This window comes from Rhodanobacter sp. Root179 (genome assembly GCF_001428465.1).
Classification (GTDB): Bacteria; Pseudomonadota; Gammaproteobacteria; order Xanthomonadales; family Rhodanobacteraceae; genus Rhodanobacter.
This window is the reverse complement of the sequence record NZ_LMHR01000077.1, coordinates 1-13,596: the sequence shown is the minus strand read 5'-3', so window position 1 is coordinate 13,596 and position 13,596 is coordinate 1. Positions and strand designations below refer to the sequence as shown.

15 protein-coding genes are annotated in these 13,596 nt (G+C 68.5%); 3 read left to right on the top strand and 12 right to left on the bottom strand.

What is annotated here, in order from left to right:
• Positions 1-8: 8 nt before the first annotated feature.
• Positions 9-383, top strand: coding sequence for a cupin domain-containing protein (locus ASD82_RS09675; protein WP_056717626.1), 375 nt, complete (start codon positions 9-11; stop codon positions 381-383).
• A gap of 53 nt (positions 384-436) precedes the next feature.
• Here the strand turns inward: ASD82_RS09675 and ASD82_RS09670 are convergent, their stop codons facing one another.
• The gene (locus ASD82_RS09670) at positions 437-1,225 is read right to left on the bottom strand and encodes a DUF2182 domain-containing protein (protein WP_056717681.1); all 789 of its coding nucleotides are present in this window, start codon (positions 1,223-1,225) and stop codon (positions 437-439) included.
• 24 nt (positions 1,226-1,249) lie between these two features.
• A complete protein-coding gene (locus ASD82_RS09665; protein ID WP_056717625.1) occupies positions 1,250-2,014 on the bottom strand; it encodes a DUF899 domain-containing protein in 765 nt (254 codons plus the stop codon).
• A 129-nt stretch (positions 2,015-2,143) separates the two neighbouring features.
• Between ASD82_RS09665 and ASD82_RS09660 the strand changes: the two genes are divergently transcribed.
• A complete protein-coding gene (locus ASD82_RS09660; protein ID WP_056717624.1) occupies positions 2,144-3,364 on the top strand; it encodes a hypothetical protein in 1,221 nt (406 codons plus the stop codon).
• Positions 3,365-3,574: 210 nt separating this feature from the next.
• Positions 3,575-4,207 (top strand): PQQ-binding-like beta-propeller repeat protein, encoded by a 633-nt coding sequence (locus ASD82_RS09655; protein ID WP_056717623.1) that lies wholly within the window; start codon positions 3,575-3,577, stop codon positions 4,205-4,207.
• Positions 4,208-4,217: 10 nt separating this feature from the next.
• Here the strand turns inward: ASD82_RS09655 and ASD82_RS09650 are convergent, their stop codons facing one another.
• The 10 genes from ASD82_RS09650 to ASD82_RS09605 form a co-directional block, all read right to left on the bottom strand.
• Positions 4,218-4,844, bottom strand: a complete 627-nt coding sequence (locus tag ASD82_RS09650; RefSeq protein WP_056717622.1) for a cytochrome b — start codon at positions 4,842-4,844, stop codon at positions 4,218-4,220.
• A complete protein-coding gene (locus tag ASD82_RS09645; protein ID WP_056717621.1) occupies positions 4,841-5,950 on the bottom strand; it encodes a catalase family peroxidase in 1,110 nt (369 codons plus the stop codon). The genes ASD82_RS09650 and ASD82_RS09645 overlap by 4 nt, the downstream gene beginning before the upstream one ends.
• Positions 5,951-6,099: 149 nt before the next feature.
• Complete coding sequence (locus ASD82_RS09640) at positions 6,100-6,651, bottom strand: lipocalin family protein (protein WP_056717620.1); 552 nt, start codon at positions 6,649-6,651, stop codon at positions 6,100-6,102.
• Positions 6,648-7,763 carry a cyclopropane-fatty-acyl-phospholipid synthase family protein gene (locus ASD82_RS09635; RefSeq protein ID WP_056717619.1) on the bottom strand — a complete coding sequence of 372 codons (1,116 nt, stop codon included), beginning with the start codon at positions 7,761-7,763 and terminating at the stop codon, positions 6,648-6,650. The genes ASD82_RS09640 and ASD82_RS09635 overlap by 4 nt, the downstream gene beginning before the upstream one ends.
• Positions 7,760-8,542 (bottom strand): DUF1295 domain-containing protein, encoded by a 783-nt coding sequence (locus ASD82_RS09630; RefSeq protein ID WP_056717618.1) that lies wholly within the window; start codon positions 8,540-8,542, stop codon positions 7,760-7,762. Before ASD82_RS09630 ends, ASD82_RS09635 begins: the two co-directional genes overlap by 4 nt.
• Positions 8,539-9,090 carry a DUF2878 domain-containing protein gene (locus ASD82_RS09625; RefSeq protein WP_056717617.1) on the bottom strand — a complete coding sequence of 184 codons (552 nt, stop codon included), beginning with the start codon at positions 9,088-9,090 and terminating at the stop codon, positions 8,539-8,541. Before ASD82_RS09625 ends, ASD82_RS09630 begins: the two co-directional genes overlap by 4 nt.
• On the bottom strand, positions 9,087-10,364 hold the full coding sequence (locus ASD82_RS09620) for a cyclopropane-fatty-acyl-phospholipid synthase family protein (RefSeq protein ID WP_056717616.1): 1,278 nt from the start codon (positions 10,362-10,364) through the stop codon (positions 9,087-9,089). The genes ASD82_RS09625 and ASD82_RS09620 overlap by 4 nt, the downstream gene beginning before the upstream one ends.
• 22 nt (positions 10,365-10,386) lie before the next feature.
• Positions 10,387-11,157, bottom strand: a complete 771-nt coding sequence (locus tag ASD82_RS09615) for a DUF1365 domain-containing protein (RefSeq protein WP_056717680.1) — start codon at positions 11,155-11,157, stop codon at positions 10,387-10,389.
• Positions 11,158-11,183: 26 nt separating this feature from the next.
• A complete protein-coding gene (locus ASD82_RS09610; protein WP_056717615.1) occupies positions 11,184-12,479 on the bottom strand; it encodes an FAD-dependent oxidoreductase in 1,296 nt (431 codons plus the stop codon).
• Between the two features lie 3 nt (positions 12,480-12,482).
• On the bottom strand, positions 12,483-13,421 hold the full coding sequence (locus ASD82_RS09605) for an acyl-CoA desaturase (RefSeq protein ID WP_235580682.1): 939 nt from the start codon (positions 13,419-13,421) through the stop codon (positions 12,483-12,485).
• Positions 13,422-13,596 lie beyond the last annotated feature (175 nt).

The following is a 13,596-nucleotide window of genomic DNA, read 5'->3' as shown; positions in this document are numbered from 1 at the left end:
GCCACAGCATGAATGCGACTCCCTCGAAGATCGACATCGCGGAAAAATTCGCGTTGTTCAGCGAGCACTGGCGACCGAAGACAGTCGCCGCGCTGAATGGCCAGGAGCTCAAGCTGGTCAAGTTGCAAGGGATCTTCCCCTGGCATGTGCACGAGCACGAGGACGAAATGTTCCTGGTCTGGCGCGGGAAGTTCCGCGTCGAATATCGCGACCATGTCGTCGAGCTCGAGCCCGGCCAGCTGGTCGTGGTTCCGCGTGGCCGTGAGCACCGCACGGCCGCCGACGAAGAGGTCGAGGTGCTGATCTTCGAGCCTGCCGCGACGCGCAACACCGGCAATGTCGAGGACGCGCAGTTCACCGCGCCGCTGCATGTGGAGATCTGAATCGGGCGCGGTTCGGCATGCCCATGCACGGCGGCGGGATCGTTTCATCCCGACTAGGCCGCGTGCGCCATCATCAGCAGCCCCGCCACGGCGAAGGCAACGCCGATGGCACGCGCGGCACACGTTCCATCCGATGCAAGACGCTCGACGGTGATGGCGATCATCACGACCGCCATCACGCGCAGGTCCATGACGCCGCCGACCAGCAGGATCGCCATCGGGCCGGCGCAACTGCAGCTGCAATGCAGGCCCAGGCGCAGTCCATGTCGCCAGCTTGTGGCGAGCCGCGGTGCGATGACCGGCGTCGCGCGGCAGCAGGCGAGATGGCGGGCTTTCCACCCGGTGAACTGCAGCGCTCCGGCGGCGAGGACGACCGCGGCGGCCGCGATCGGCACGGCGCGTGCCAGCGCCGGCCATTGCATCACGACGGTGGCGAGCAGGGCGCCGAGCGCAAAAACGCCGGTGCCGAGCACGAGCCACACCGTGAAATACGCCGCGCCCATCAACGCGATCAGCCGGCCCGCGGGTGAATGGCCGGAGCGGTCAATGGCCGCGTGACAGCGCCGCAGCACCGGCAGCAGGGACGGCAGCATCATCGCCACCATCATCACCAGCCACATGCCGAGAAACGCCGCTACGACGTCGGGCCAGGCCTGGCCGCACATCGGCATCCATGCCATCGACAGCGTCCAGCCGCCGGGCATCGGCAACTCGCCCATCGATGCCATGGCGGTGCAGCCGATGATCGTCAGCGTGGCGCTGGCGGCGAACAGCGGGGCGGCGACGCCGAAAAAGCGCAGCGGGAGGTTCGTCCGACAAGCCCGGGTCGAAGCGATTCCCATGCCGTGCGCATCCACGGGGGCGGCTCACTTGCCGCCGTATTCGTCATGGCGACGCCACCACACGCCGGTTTCGTTGCGCCCCAGCGGCGCGCGATCGAGCCACTGGTACATGCCCCACAGGCCGTCCAGGCCGCGCGCGTAGGTGGAGTAGGTGTGGTAGATCACGCCGTCCTCCTGCACGAAGGCGCTGAGGCCCGGCCGGTCGCGCGTGTAGGTGGGCGCGTCGGTGCCGCAACTGGCGGCCATCTGGATGACCGGCGCGGGGGCCGAGGTCGCGTCCATGGCGTGGCCATCGCGCCGGTAGTTGTATTCGATGTCTCCGGCGCGCTGCTCTGCTTCGGTGAACGCGACGTTGAAGTCGAAGTTGAAGTCGCCGTCGGACGAGGACGCCCAGGGGAAACGCCAGCCCATGCGCTGCCGGTACGCCTGCAGCTTCGGCAGTGGTGCGCGCGATACCGCCGACAGGGTCACGTCGTGATTCGCCAGGTGCACGGCGAAGCCGTCGAAGCCGTCGGCGATCGACGAGCACGAGGGACACCCCGCGGTGTAATCGGTGCCGAACATGAAGTGGTAGACCAAGAGCTGCGAGCGGCCCCGGAACAGGTCGGCCAGCGAGGCACTGCCTTCGTCGGTGTCGAAGCGATACGCCTTGTCGACCTTGACCCACGGCAACGTCTGGCGTTGCCGGGCCACTTCGTCGCCGCGTCGGGTCAGCTCCTTTTCCGCATCGAGCAGGCCGAGTCGTGCCTCCAGCCATTCGTCGCGGGTTCCGGTCGTGTGCATGGTCATTGCGTTCTCCCAATGAGTTCCGGCATTCGTTCGGGGATCGATGCGACTTGCCGGTGGATCGTGGGCTAGATTAGAAACCGGACATCGATGGGTGGGAGTGACAAGCGTGGCGCGATTGGTTCCGGTCCGATGGATTCGCTGATCACGGCGGCGGCGCGTGCGCTGGCGGCGGGCGACCCGCTGGGCGCGCTGAACCGGATCGCCTTGCGCGACGATGCACCCGCGCTGGCGCTGCGCGGCATCGCGATGGCGCAGCTCGGCGATTTCGTGCGGGCGAAGACGCTGGTGCAGCGCGCGGCGCGCGCGTTCGGTGCGAGGGAGCCGGTGGCCCGCGCGAAGTGCGTCATCGCCGAAGCCGAGATCGCGCTCGCCTCGCGCGAGTTGGGCTGGCCGGTGAAGGCGCTGGATGCCGCGCGGGCGACGCTGGAGGCGCACGGTGATCCGGTGAACGCGGCGCATGCGCGCTATCTCGCGGCGCGGCGCCTGCTTCTGCTCGGCCGCCTCGACGAGGCCGAACGGGCGCTGGCCGGATTCGATGCCGCGCCGCTGCCACTCGCCTCGCGCGCGGCCCGCGAGCTGGTCAACGCCGGCATCGCCCTGCGCCGCCTGCGCACGAAACCGGCGCGTGCGGCGCTGGCCCGGGCCAGCTACGCCGCGCGCCACGCCGGCATCCCGGCGCTGGTGGCGGAGATCGACGATGCTGCCCGTGTGCTCGACGCGCCCGCGGCACGGCTGATCACGCATGGCGGCGAACGCCTGATCCGGCTGGAGCAGGTCGAGGCGTTGCTGGCATCGAACGCCTTCGTCATCGACGCCTGTCGTCAGGTCGTCTGCCAGTCCGGCACGCGGGTGGCGCTGGCGAAGCGGCCCGTGCTGTTCGCGATCGCCCGCCTGCTGGCCGAGGCATGGCCGGGCGACGTGTCGCGGGACACGCTCATCGCCGAAGTCTTCCGCACCAGGTTCGCCGACGAATCGCATCGGGTGCGCCTGCGCGTCGAAATGGGCCGGCTGCGTACCGAGCTGCAGGCACTGGCCGGCGTGGGCGCGACGAAGCGCGGCTTTGCGTTGGCGCCGCATCGGGCCGATCAGGTCGTCGTGATGGCGCCGCCGTTCGACGAACGCCACGCGGACGTGCTCGCCCTGCTGGCCGACGGCGAGTCGTGGTCGAGCTCGGCCCTGGCGCTGGCGCTGGGCGCCAGCCAGCGCAGCGTGCAACGCGCGCTCGACGCGCTGGCGGCGGCCGGCAAGGTGCAGTCGTTCGGTCGCGGACGGGCGCGCCGCTGGCTGAGCCCGCCGGTGCCCGGATTCCCGACGAGCTTGTTACTCCCCGCGCCGCTGCAGGGCGACTAGGCTGCCTGCATCGAGACACATCAGACAGACCGGCGCGCCAACCGCGAATCCCGAAACTCCGCCATGACGTCATTCCCGCGAAAGCGGGAATCCACCTTGATCTCCCACAACACGCCCCGGGGGACCCGCTTCGCCGTTGATGCAGCACCTCCCGACTTCGCGGGAATGACGGCGCGGAAGCAGGTTCCCAAGGCTCCATCAGGAAGCAGCATGAAACGATCAGCCGCCCGAATCGTTCGCGAACAAGGCCCCTTTGCGGGCGTCGACGGCGTGCATGGCGTCACCTACGACGGCCGGCACGTGTGGTTTGCCTCAGGCGACAAGTTGAACGCGATCGATCCGGCGAGCGGCCAGACGTTGCGTTCGATCGACGTGGTCGCCCACGCGGGAACGGCGTTCGACGGCCAGCACCTGTTCCAGCTTGCCGAGGACCGCATCCAGAAGATCGATCCGCACAGTGGCCAGGTGCTGGCCACGATCCCCGCGCCCGGTGGCGGCGCCGACTCGGGGCTGGCCTGGGCCGAAGGTTCGTTGTGGGTGGGACAGTACCGCGCGCGCCAGATCCACCAGATCGATCCGGCCACCGGCGCGATCCTGCGCACCATCGAATCGAACCGCTTCGTCACCGGCGTCTGCTGGGCCGATGGCGAACTCTGGCACGGCACCTGGGAGAACGACGAAAGCGAGCTGCGCCGTATCGATCCGCGCAGCGGCGAGGTGCTGGAAATCCTCGAGATGCCGGCCGGCACCGGCGTGTCGGGAATGGAGTCGGACGGCGGCGATCAGTTCTTCTGTGGCGGCGGCAACAGCGGCAAGCTGCGAACCGTGCAGCGCGCCGGTTGAGTTCGACGCCTCACGAGTCCGCGTCGCCGCCTTCGTCCCGTGCCGACACGCTGGTTGGCTCCGGCGCAGCTGACGCAGGCGTCGGTGATGCGCCGCGCGCCATGCTGGGGAACACCTCGTCGCGCCGCACCCAGGCGTGGAACAGCGCGGCGGCCAGGTGCAGCAGCACGGTGGCGAACAGCAGCAGGGCCAGCCAGGTGTGGGCGCCGCGCAGCGCGGCGTAGACGCTGGCGTCGTGGGGCATGATCGGTGGCAGGTTGAAACCCTTGAACATGGTCACCGGATAGCCGCCGGCAGACAGCATCGACCAGCCGATCAGCGGCATCGCGAACATCAGCGCGTAGAGCAGCCAGTGCGAGGCCTTCGCCGCCAGCACCTGCACCCGGGGCAGGTCGGCCGGCAACGGCGGCGGGCGATGGCGCAGCCGGTTCACCAGCCGCACGATCGCCAGCAGCAGGATCGCGATGCCCAGCGGCCGGTGCAGGCTGACCAGGGTCGGGCGCAGGCTCAGCGAAGCGACCATGCCGATGCCGACGAACAGCATGGCCAGGATCGCCAGCGCCATGCTCCAGTGCAGCACGCGCGCGGTGAGGTTGAAGTGCCGCGGAGCGGGCTTGGCGGGATGAAGATCGTTCATGGCCTGGTCTCCGGTGCGGCGGGCTTGCCGATGGCGGTGTCCGCCTTGCCGCTGGCGATGTCGTGTTCGCGGCGGTTGAACGACACTGAATAGACGGCCGAACGGGCGGCCAGGATCGGATCGTCCGAACCCTGCACGCCGGCCGGCAGCACCAGCGGGTCGTAGTTGATGTCGCGGCAGGCGCCGGTGGCCTGTGGCGTGCTGCTTTCGATCACCACGGTGCCGACGGTGACGTGCTGGCGATCCTGGGGCCAGGGCTGCGCCGGATCGGCCGTGGGATCGCCGGGCTGCGCCAGGGTCACCACCATGTCCCAGCGCAGCGGCGCATGGGCCAGTCGCGCCTGCAGATCCTCGCTGAGGAAATTGCCGTCGGCGGTAGCACGCTGCTCTGGCGTCATCGCCGCGAAGGCCGCCTGCGGCTGCATCGACCAGCGCACGTTGCGCACTTCGCCACGGTCATTGGTGAAGCGGAAGGCGTTGACGCCGTTGAACGTGGTGTTGGCCCAACTGGTCGACCATGGCGCGGTCTTCGCCCAGGCGGCGAAGCGGGCGAATTCCGGATGGGCGCGGACGAAGGCGGCCTGCTTCGCCGGATCGGGCTTGCCGGTGGCGGGGTCGGGGGCATTGGCGCGGGTCTGCTCGTAGAACGCGGGCACCGTGGACACGCCGAAGAACGGGAAGCTGTTCATCGCCATGCGCCACTGCTGGCCGTCGTCGCTGTTCAACTCCAGCGCCATGCTGCGCACGCGCGCCTTGCCGTCCAGCCCGTAGGGCGCGCCGCCGGCGATCGACAGGCGCCCGGTGAACGGCGTGCGCACCGGCGCAAACAGCCGCGCGCTCGACAGCGCCACGCCTTGCCCGTTGCCCTCGAAATAGCCGGCCACGCAGATGCCCTTGGCATGCGCGCGACGATAGCCCCGGTAGATCTGCCCGTTGCCGCTCTCGATGGCGTTGGTGAAACGTTGCGGAGTCAGCCGGCCAGGCGTCAGCCATCCGGCGATCCAGCCGAAGGCAAGCGCGACGCCGCCCACGATCAGGGCGATCGCCAGCAGGGCTGGCCAGCGATGGCGGGTCGATGGAGCGGTGGCGGGATCGATGTCGGGCATGGCGGCTGCTGTCCTGGCGAGTGTGTCAGCCACTCCATTCGCTGCCGCAGGCGCATCGGTTACATCGCCCGCACGGATCCACTCCGGGTCCGCTTGCCGCGACCCCCGTCGAGCCGCCGTGCTGCATGGCCTGCGCAAGTCCGGCGCGGCTAACGGCCGGATCTGGCTGCCGGTTCCTGCTGCGGGACCTTGCGCACCTTGCCCATCGGATAGCCCAGCGCCCGCACCCGCGCCAGCAGGGCGTCGTAGTCGGCTTGGGCGATGGTCGGCGTGCGCGCCATTACCCACATGTAATCGCGAGCGTCGCGGGCCACAATGACCTGGCTGTAGTCGTCCTTCAGCCAGGCCACGATGTACTGCGCCTTCAGCGGCCAGAACACCTGCACGCCCCACACCGCGTTGCCGCTGCCGGGCTTGACGAAGCCGGTGGAGTGGATGTCCTTGCGCTCGCCGTCGAAGCTGCCGTCGCGGAAGTGGAACGAGGTGGCCACGTTGCCGTCGGGTTTCAGCGTGTAGACCTCCAGCGCGTTGTACGCATCCTTCTCGAAGCGGGTGGGGATGGTGGCGATCACGTACCAGTCGCCCATGAAGCGCGGCAGGTCGACGTGGGCCACCGGCGTGATCGGCGGCAGCTCGCTGGCGCAGGCGTTGAGGTTGAACAGCATGGCGCAGGCCAGCAGCGCGGTTATCGGGAGCTTCATGGCGTCTCCGGGGCGAAGGATGGATGGGCGTCGGTGGCAGGGCGCACGAAGCGGTAGTGCGCGACCAGCCACTCCTGCCCGTCGGCGTAACCGAACAGCTCGGCGCAGGACATCCAGAACATGCGCCAGCGCTGGAACCACAATGGCGCCGCCTTGTCGCCGTAGGCTTGCGCCAGCACCTCCATCACCTCGTCGTGGTGCGCATCCTGGTTGGCCAGCCAGTGGTTGGCGGTGCGCTGGTAATGCGTGCCGTCGACATGCCAGCGCTGTTCTATGTGCAGCGCCGACTGGAACCACAACAAGGTGTCGGATGCCGGCATCAGTCCGCCGGTGAAGAAGTGGCGGCCCATCCAGTTGTCGTCGCCCTCGGTCTCGAACGGATACATCGCGGTGCGGTGCGCGAAGATGTGCACGAAAAGTTTGCCGCCGGGTTTCAGCCAGCCGGCGATGCGGCCCAGCAGCGTCTCGTAGTTGCGCATGTGCTCGAACATCTCGATCGACATGCAGCGGTCGAACTGCGCCGGATCCAGCTGCAGCGCGTTGACGTCGCAGGTGATCACGCGCACGTTGAACAAGCCGCGCCGGAGACACTCCGCCTCGATGTGCCGGCGTTGCGGGGCGGAGTTGGACACCGCGGTGATCCGTGCCTGCGGAAAGTTCTCGGCCATCCACAGGGTCAGCGAACCCCACCCACAGCCCAGTTCGAGTATCGACTGGCCATCGGCGAGTTCGGCGCGCTCGCCGTACAGGGCGAGCATCGCCTCCTCGGCCTCGTCCAGCGACTCGTCACCGCGCGCGTAGTAGCAGGACGAATACTTCAGCCGCCTGCCCAGGCAGAGCTCGAAGAACGCCGGCGGCAATTCGTAGTGCTGCGCGTTGGCCGCGTCGGTGTGGATCGCCACCGGACTGTGGCGCAGCATGTCGATGCGCTGCGCGTATCGCGCCGCCTGTGCGTCCAGGCCACCGGCCTGTTCCTCGCGCAGGCGCTGGGCGCACAGTCGGCGGATGCCCTGGCGCAACAGCGCGTCGGGAAGATGGCCGCGTTCGGCCAGGCCCAGCAGGCCGGGTGCCGGCCGGTCGCTGGCCAGTTCGGTGAAAGCGGGGTGGGTCATCGCGAGCGCCTCTTCGGAAACCAGGGAATCAACAGCGGAGTGCTGCGCTGGTAGTCGCGGTAGTCGTCGCCGCGCGTGCGCAGCGCCTGCGCCTCGGTGTACGGCACGCCGCTGATCCAGCGCAGGAACACGTACATGACCACCGGCCCGGACCATGCCAGCCAGCCGATCGGCGAACCGACCGCCAGGCAGACGTAGGCGAACCAGTGCAGCCATTCGAAGAAATAGTTCGGGTGGCGCGAATACCGCCACAGGCCGTCGCGGCAGGTCGTGCCGCGGTGGGCCGGATCGTTGCGGAAGCGCGCCAGCTGCGCGTCGGCGATCGATTCGCCGAGCACGCCCAGCAGCCACAGGGCGACGGCCGCGGCCAGCCACGGCGCGGACGCCTGCGGGTTGTGCGCCACCGCCACGAACGGCAGCGCGAACAGCACGATCAGGAACGCCTGGAACTGGAAGAAGGCGAAGAACTTCCACTGCGCGCCCTGCCAGTGCGTGCGCAGGTTGCGATAGCGACCATCCTCCGCTTCGCCACGCACGCGGCGCCACAGGTGCATGGACAAGCGCACGCCCCACGCGCCACCGAGCAGGGCGAGCGTCGTGCGCGTCCACACTGTGCCGCTGCCGGTCAGCGCCAGCAGCACCGCGCTGCCGCCCACGCCTGCCGCCCACAGCACGTCGACGATGCCCGCGTTGCTGCGCCGGCGCTGCCATTGCCAGCCCAGCGTCATCATCAGCGCGGCCAGCAGCCACACCATCAGCAGTTGCCACCAGGGATTCATGCGCAGGCTCCTCGCGTTGTCGGTCGCGGTGGCGACGAGGTGCTGCCGATGCGCGCCAGCCACGCCAGCGCCGGTGTCGCCAGCGCCCAGCCGAGCGCCAGCGCCAGCACGGCGCGCCATGCCGGCTCGGTGAACATGACCACGTGCCAGCCGCGCGCCGCACCCAGATAGGCCAGCGGACCGCCGACCAATCCCAGCAGCGCCGCCAGCCACAATCGCGTCTGCAGGTAGCGCAGGGACTGGCTGAAGGTCAGCGCGAAGGTGACCCACAGCGCGAGAATCCAGCCCGGTGCCAGCGCCGGGTTCGGCCAGCCGGCCGCGTAATCAGCCAGCCCGCTGCGACTGAGCGCGCCATCCAGCAGGAAGCCCATCACCAGTCCGGCGGCGATCAGGGCGAGATCGGTGCGAACGTTGCGGGCGCAAGCCAGTTGCACCAGCGCGTAGACCAGCATGCCGAGCACGCCCGGCCACGCCAGCCCGTGGCCCGCGCCGATCACCGCGACAAACCACACGGCCTGGTAGCCGATCAGGCTGAGCCAGAAGCTCATGCCGGCCGGCCCGGCGACGAGGTGGCGGGGCGATGATCCGGCCTGGCCATCAACAGGTGCACGACGCCGATCGAGCGTTCGCGGAAGCCACCTTCGCAATACGCCAGGTAGAACTCCCACAGGCGCACGAAGCGCTCGTCGAAGCCCAGCGCGCGCACTTGCGGCAGCCGGGCCATGAAGCGCTCGCGCCATGCTTCCAGGGTCTTCGCGTACGAACTGCCGAAGTCCTCCAGTCGGATCAGGCTCAGGTCGCTGGCGCGGGTCTTGGCCGCGACCAGCGCGCTGATCGACGGAATGAAGCTGCCGGGAAACACGTGGCGCTTGATGAAGTCGACCGACTTCAGCGCCTGCGCATAGCGGTGGTCCTCGATGGTGATCGCCTGCACCAATGCCAGCCCTTCCGGTTTCAGCAGGCTGCCGAGCTTGCCGAAATAGACGTCCAGATACGGCGCGCCGATCGCCTCGACCATCTCGATCGATACTAGCTTGTCGTACTGGCCTTCGAGGTCGCGGTAATCCTCGAGCAGCAGGGTGACGTGTCCCTTCATGCCGGCGTCGGCGACACGCTGGCTGGCCAGGGCATGCTGCTCGCGCGAGATCGTGGTGGTGGTGACATGGCAGCCGTACTGCTGTGCCGCATACAGCGCGAAGCCGCCCCAGCCGGTGCCGATCTCGATCACCCGGTCGGTGGGTTTGAGGTCCAGTTTGCGGCAGATCCGCTCCAGCTTGCGTGCGGATGCGGTTTCCAGCGTATCGGCCGGGTCGGTCCAGATCGCCGAGGAATACATCAGGTCCGGCGACAGGAACAGGCTGAAGAAATCGTTGCCCAGGTCATAGTGCGCGGCGATATTGCGACGGCTGCCGTCGCGCGTATTGCGGCGCAGCGCGTGCCAGAGCCGCATCGCCATGCCGCCGAGTCGGGCCAGCCCGCTCTCCATGCCGTCGAGCAGGTCGCGGTTGCGCACCAGCAGCTGGATCAGGCCGACCAGGTTGTCGCAGCGCCAGTGCCCATCCATATACGACTCGCCGGCGCCGACGCTGCCATTGCGCGCCACCGCGCGATAGAACTCCGCGTCCAGTACCTGCAACTGGATCTGCAAGTCCGGTTGCGCGCTTGCCGGGTCGCCCAGTTCGACCGTGCCGCAGGCGTCCTGCAGCACCAGTCGGCCATGACGCAGGCCGCGCATCTGGTTCAGCAATTGCTGGCGCAGGAAGCGGTCGAGTCCGCCGAACGGGGCGTCGTGGCGTTGGTGCGCGGTGCCGATGTCGTTCATCGCAAACCTCGGGGTATGTGTTTCAGTCGGCATGGCGGGAGGGTCCGGCAGGGTGGTCGTGAACCGGATTGCGCTTCAGCCACAGCCGCAGCGCCTGCCAGTGGATCGCCGCCACCACCTGCACGGTCATCAACGGGTAGCGCCACAGCACACGGGCCAGCGAGCCGGCGGTCAGCGGACGGCGTTGCAGGTTCAGCGTGGCGTCGAACGTACGCTGGCCTTCACGCAGCACATTCATGTGCACCATCAGGTCATTGCCCGGCACGGTGAAGCGCCAGTCGTACGCGCAATCCATCGGCATGAATGGCGAGACGTGGAAAGTCTTGGGAAAACGCCAGTGCAGCGCGCGACCGTGGACGTGCGCGTTCTCGACCGGCAACACATAGGCGTGGCGTTCCTTCCACGGCGTGTTGGTGATCTCCGCCACCACCGCGACCAGGGTCTGCCCGTCCGCGTCGAAGCAGTAATAGAAGCTGACCGGGTTGAACACCATGCCCGCGTAGCGCAGATGGGTCAGCAGGCGGATCGGGCCGACCGGGCGTTGCCCGGTGGCCTGTTCCACGCAACGGCGCACGGCCTCGGCCAGTGGCATGTTCGCCGGCCCCAGATAATCGCTGCGGCGGAACTGCGCCAGGTTGCGATGCGTGGTCGACCACAACCAGCGCCTGGCAAACACCTGCTCGACTTCGTCCAGATCCAGATACAGCTGGGCCATGCGATAGCTGAACGCATGCGCATGCGGCGCATGCCGGCGATGGCGCACCACGCCCTCGTAGACAGCGCTATGCGACAGCAGCGTCGAGCTGGCCGGCTTCATCGTCATGCCACCAGCTCTGCTTCACGCACATCATTCATCGCCGACTCGGTGCCCAGCGGCCAGTGCACACCGAGTGCCGCGGCCACCTCGACCGCGCTGCGCATGCCGTCCTCATGGAAGCCCCAGCCCCAATACGCGCCGGCAAACCAGGTGCGGCGCCAGCCCTGGATTTCCGCCTTGCGCGTCTGCGCCTGCACCGAGGCCCTGGTGTAGACCGGATGGTGGTAGCGCATGCGCGCCAGGATTCTGGACGGGTCGATCGCCTCGCTGCGATTCAGGGTGACCACGAACGGCTCGGGCGAGGCGATGCCCTGTAGCAGGTTCATGCAGTAGCTGACCGTGCACGGCGCGGCGGAATCGCGCGGCAGCCACGCATTCCAGGCCGCCCATGCCTTGCGCCGGCGCGGCAGCACGCTGGCGTCGGTGTGCAGCACGGTGTCGTTGGCCTGGTAGGTCATCGCGCCCAGGATCGAATGCTCGCGCTCGTTAGCGTCGCCCAGCAGGCGCAGCGCCTGATCGCTGTGGCAGGCCAGCACCAGCTGGTCGAAATGCTCCACGCCCGCCGCGCTGCACACCTCGACGCCGCCGGCGTGGCGCAGGATCGAATGCACCGGGCAGCTCAGCCGTTCGCGCACCGGCCAGTGCGCGCGCAGCGCCGCCACGTAGGTCGACGAGCCGCCCTTCACCACCCGCCACTGCGGCCGGTCGCCGAGCTGCAGCATCTGGTGGTTGGCCATGAACTGCACCAGGTAGCGCGCGGGAAACTGCAGGATCTGCGTGGGCGGCGACGACCACAGCGCGGAGGCCATCGGGATCAGGTGCTCGTCGCGGAACGCGGCGCCGTAACCGTGCTGCAGCAGGTAATCGCCGAGGCTGGTGGTGTCCTCGCTCGTCAGCAACAGCGCGGGCGCTTCGCGATAAAAGCGGGTGAGGTCGCGCACCATGCCGAGGAAGCGCGGCGACAGCAGGTTGCGGCGCTGGCAGAACAGCGTGTCCAGCGTGGTGGCGTTGTACTCCAGCCCGCTGGCCTCGCTGTGCACCGAAAAGCTCATCGTGGTCGGCTGCGACGCCACGCCAAGCTGCGCGAACATCCGCGTCAGCAGCGGATAGTGCGCCGGGTTGTGCACGATGAAGCCGCTGTCGATGCGGTAAGTTTTTCCGGCCTGCTCCACCTCGTGCGTGTGGGTGTGGCCGCCGAAATAGTCGTTCGCCTCGAACAGCGTCACCTCATGCTGGCGCGACAGCAACCACGCCGACGCCAGCCCCGCGATGCCCGATCCGACCACGGCAATGCGCATCGCTCAGCTCCCCGCCCTGACCAGCACCCACGCCGGCACCGGTTTCAGTCCGCGCACCAGGCCCAGCATGGCCATCAGCTTCAGCCCGTACCACGTCACGTCCACTTCCCACCAGCGGAAACCCTGGCGACTGGAACCGGGAAAGAAGTGATGGTTGTTGTGCCAGCCTTCGCCGAACGTCAGCAGCGCCAGCCACACGTTGTTGCGGCTGTCGTCCTTCGTGGCGTAACGGCGGCTGCCGAAGCGGTGCGCCAGCGAATTGATCGTCACCGTGGCGTGGAACAGCACGACGGTGGAGACGAAGAAACCCCACACCAGCATCTGCCCGCCGCTGGTGCCCAGCTGCGGCGCCACCTGTTGCAGCAATGCGCCCAGTCCGTACATCGCCACGGCCAGCAGCAGCGGCACCGCGATGTCGAAGCGGTCCAGCCAGCGCAGCTCCGGATACTTCGCCAGGTCCGGCACGCGCGTCAGGTCGGTGCGGAAATTGCGCGGGGTCAGGAACCAGCCCACATGGCTCCACAGGAAACCGTGCACGCGCGGCGAATGCGGGTCGGCCGGTGTATCCGTAACCCGGTGGTGCTGCCGGTGATGCGCCGCCCACCACAGCGGTCCGCGCTGCACGCAGGACGCGCCGATCAGCGCGAACACGAACTGCACCGCGCGCGAGGTCTGGAAGGTGCGGTGCGAGAAGTAGCGATGATAGAACCCGGTCAGCGCGAACATCCGCACCGCGTAAAGCGCGCCCGCCACGCCCAACGCCACCGGCGACACGCCAACCCCGATCACCGCGAGACAGGCCAGGTGCATCGCCACGAACGGTGCGGCGCGCAGCCAGTCGATCCGGTCCTCGCGACCCTCGTCCACCTGCACGGTGGCGCTGGTATCAAACCAGCGACGCAGGGTGCGGCCCAGCCAGGAGCGGCCATGGCCGGCCAGCATGCCGGGCGGGCTGGCGGGTGCGCTGGAAGGGGCGGGTGAACGGGGCATGCGGCGTACCTGTGGGCGAGCGGCAAGTAGGGCTCGATGACAGATACGGGGGAAACGGCGGAGTGGATGCGTGGGATGGCTCGCAACGTGGCTCTTGCCGGGCATGGCCGTTGCGGGGGGGGGGGGG

Bases quoted from the DNA above. Each gene is read 5' to 3' on its own strand.
- ASD82_RS09660 (WP_056717624.1), top strand. From the start codon at position 2,144: ATGGATTCGCTGATCACGGCGGCGGCGCGTGCGCTGGCGGCGGGCGAC.
- ASD82_RS09650 (WP_056717622.1), bottom strand. From the start codon at position 4,844: ATGAACGATCTTCATCCCGCCAAGCCCGCTCCGCGGCACTTCAACCTC.
- ASD82_RS09640 (WP_056717620.1), bottom strand. From the start codon at position 6,651: ATGAAGCTCCCGATAACCGCGCTGCTGGCCTGCGCCATGCTGTTCAAC.
- ASD82_RS09625 (WP_056717617.1), bottom strand. From the start codon at position 9,090: ATGAGCTTCTGGCTCAGCCTGATCGGCTACCAGGCCGTGTGGTTTGTC.
- ASD82_RS09665 (WP_056717625.1), bottom strand. From the start codon at position 2,014: ATGACCATGCACACGACCGGAACCCGCGACGAATGGCTGGAGGCACGA.
- ASD82_RS09630 (WP_056717618.1), bottom strand. From the start codon at position 8,542: ATGAATCCCTGGTGGCAACTGCTGATGGTGTGGCTGCTGGCCGCGCTG.
- ASD82_RS09635 (WP_056717619.1), bottom strand. From the start codon at position 7,763: ATGACCCACCCCGCTTTCACCGAACTGGCCAGCGACCGGCCGGCACCC.
- ASD82_RS09645 (WP_056717621.1), bottom strand. From the start codon at position 5,950: ATGCCCGACATCGATCCCGCCACCGCTCCATCGACCCGCCATCGCTGG.
- ASD82_RS09670 (WP_056717681.1), bottom strand. From the start codon at position 1,225: ATGGGAATCGCTTCGACCCGGGCTTGTCGGACGAACCTCCCGCTGCGC.
- ASD82_RS09620 (WP_056717616.1), bottom strand. From the start codon at position 10,364: ATGAACGACATCGGCACCGCGCACCAACGCCACGACGCCCCGTTCGGC.
- ASD82_RS09605 (WP_235580682.1), bottom strand. From the start codon at position 13,421: ATGCTGGCCGGCCATGGCCGCTCCTGGCTGGGCCGCACCCTGCGTCGC.
- ASD82_RS09610 (WP_056717615.1), bottom strand. From the start codon at position 12,479: ATGCGCATTGCCGTGGTCGGATCGGGCATCGCGGGGCTGGCGTCGGCG.
- ASD82_RS09655 (WP_056717623.1), top strand. From the start codon at position 3,575: ATGAAACGATCAGCCGCCCGAATCGTTCGCGAACAAGGCCCCTTTGCG.
- ASD82_RS09675 (WP_056717626.1), top strand. From the start codon at position 9: ATGAATGCGACTCCCTCGAAGATCGACATCGCGGAAAAATTCGCGTTG.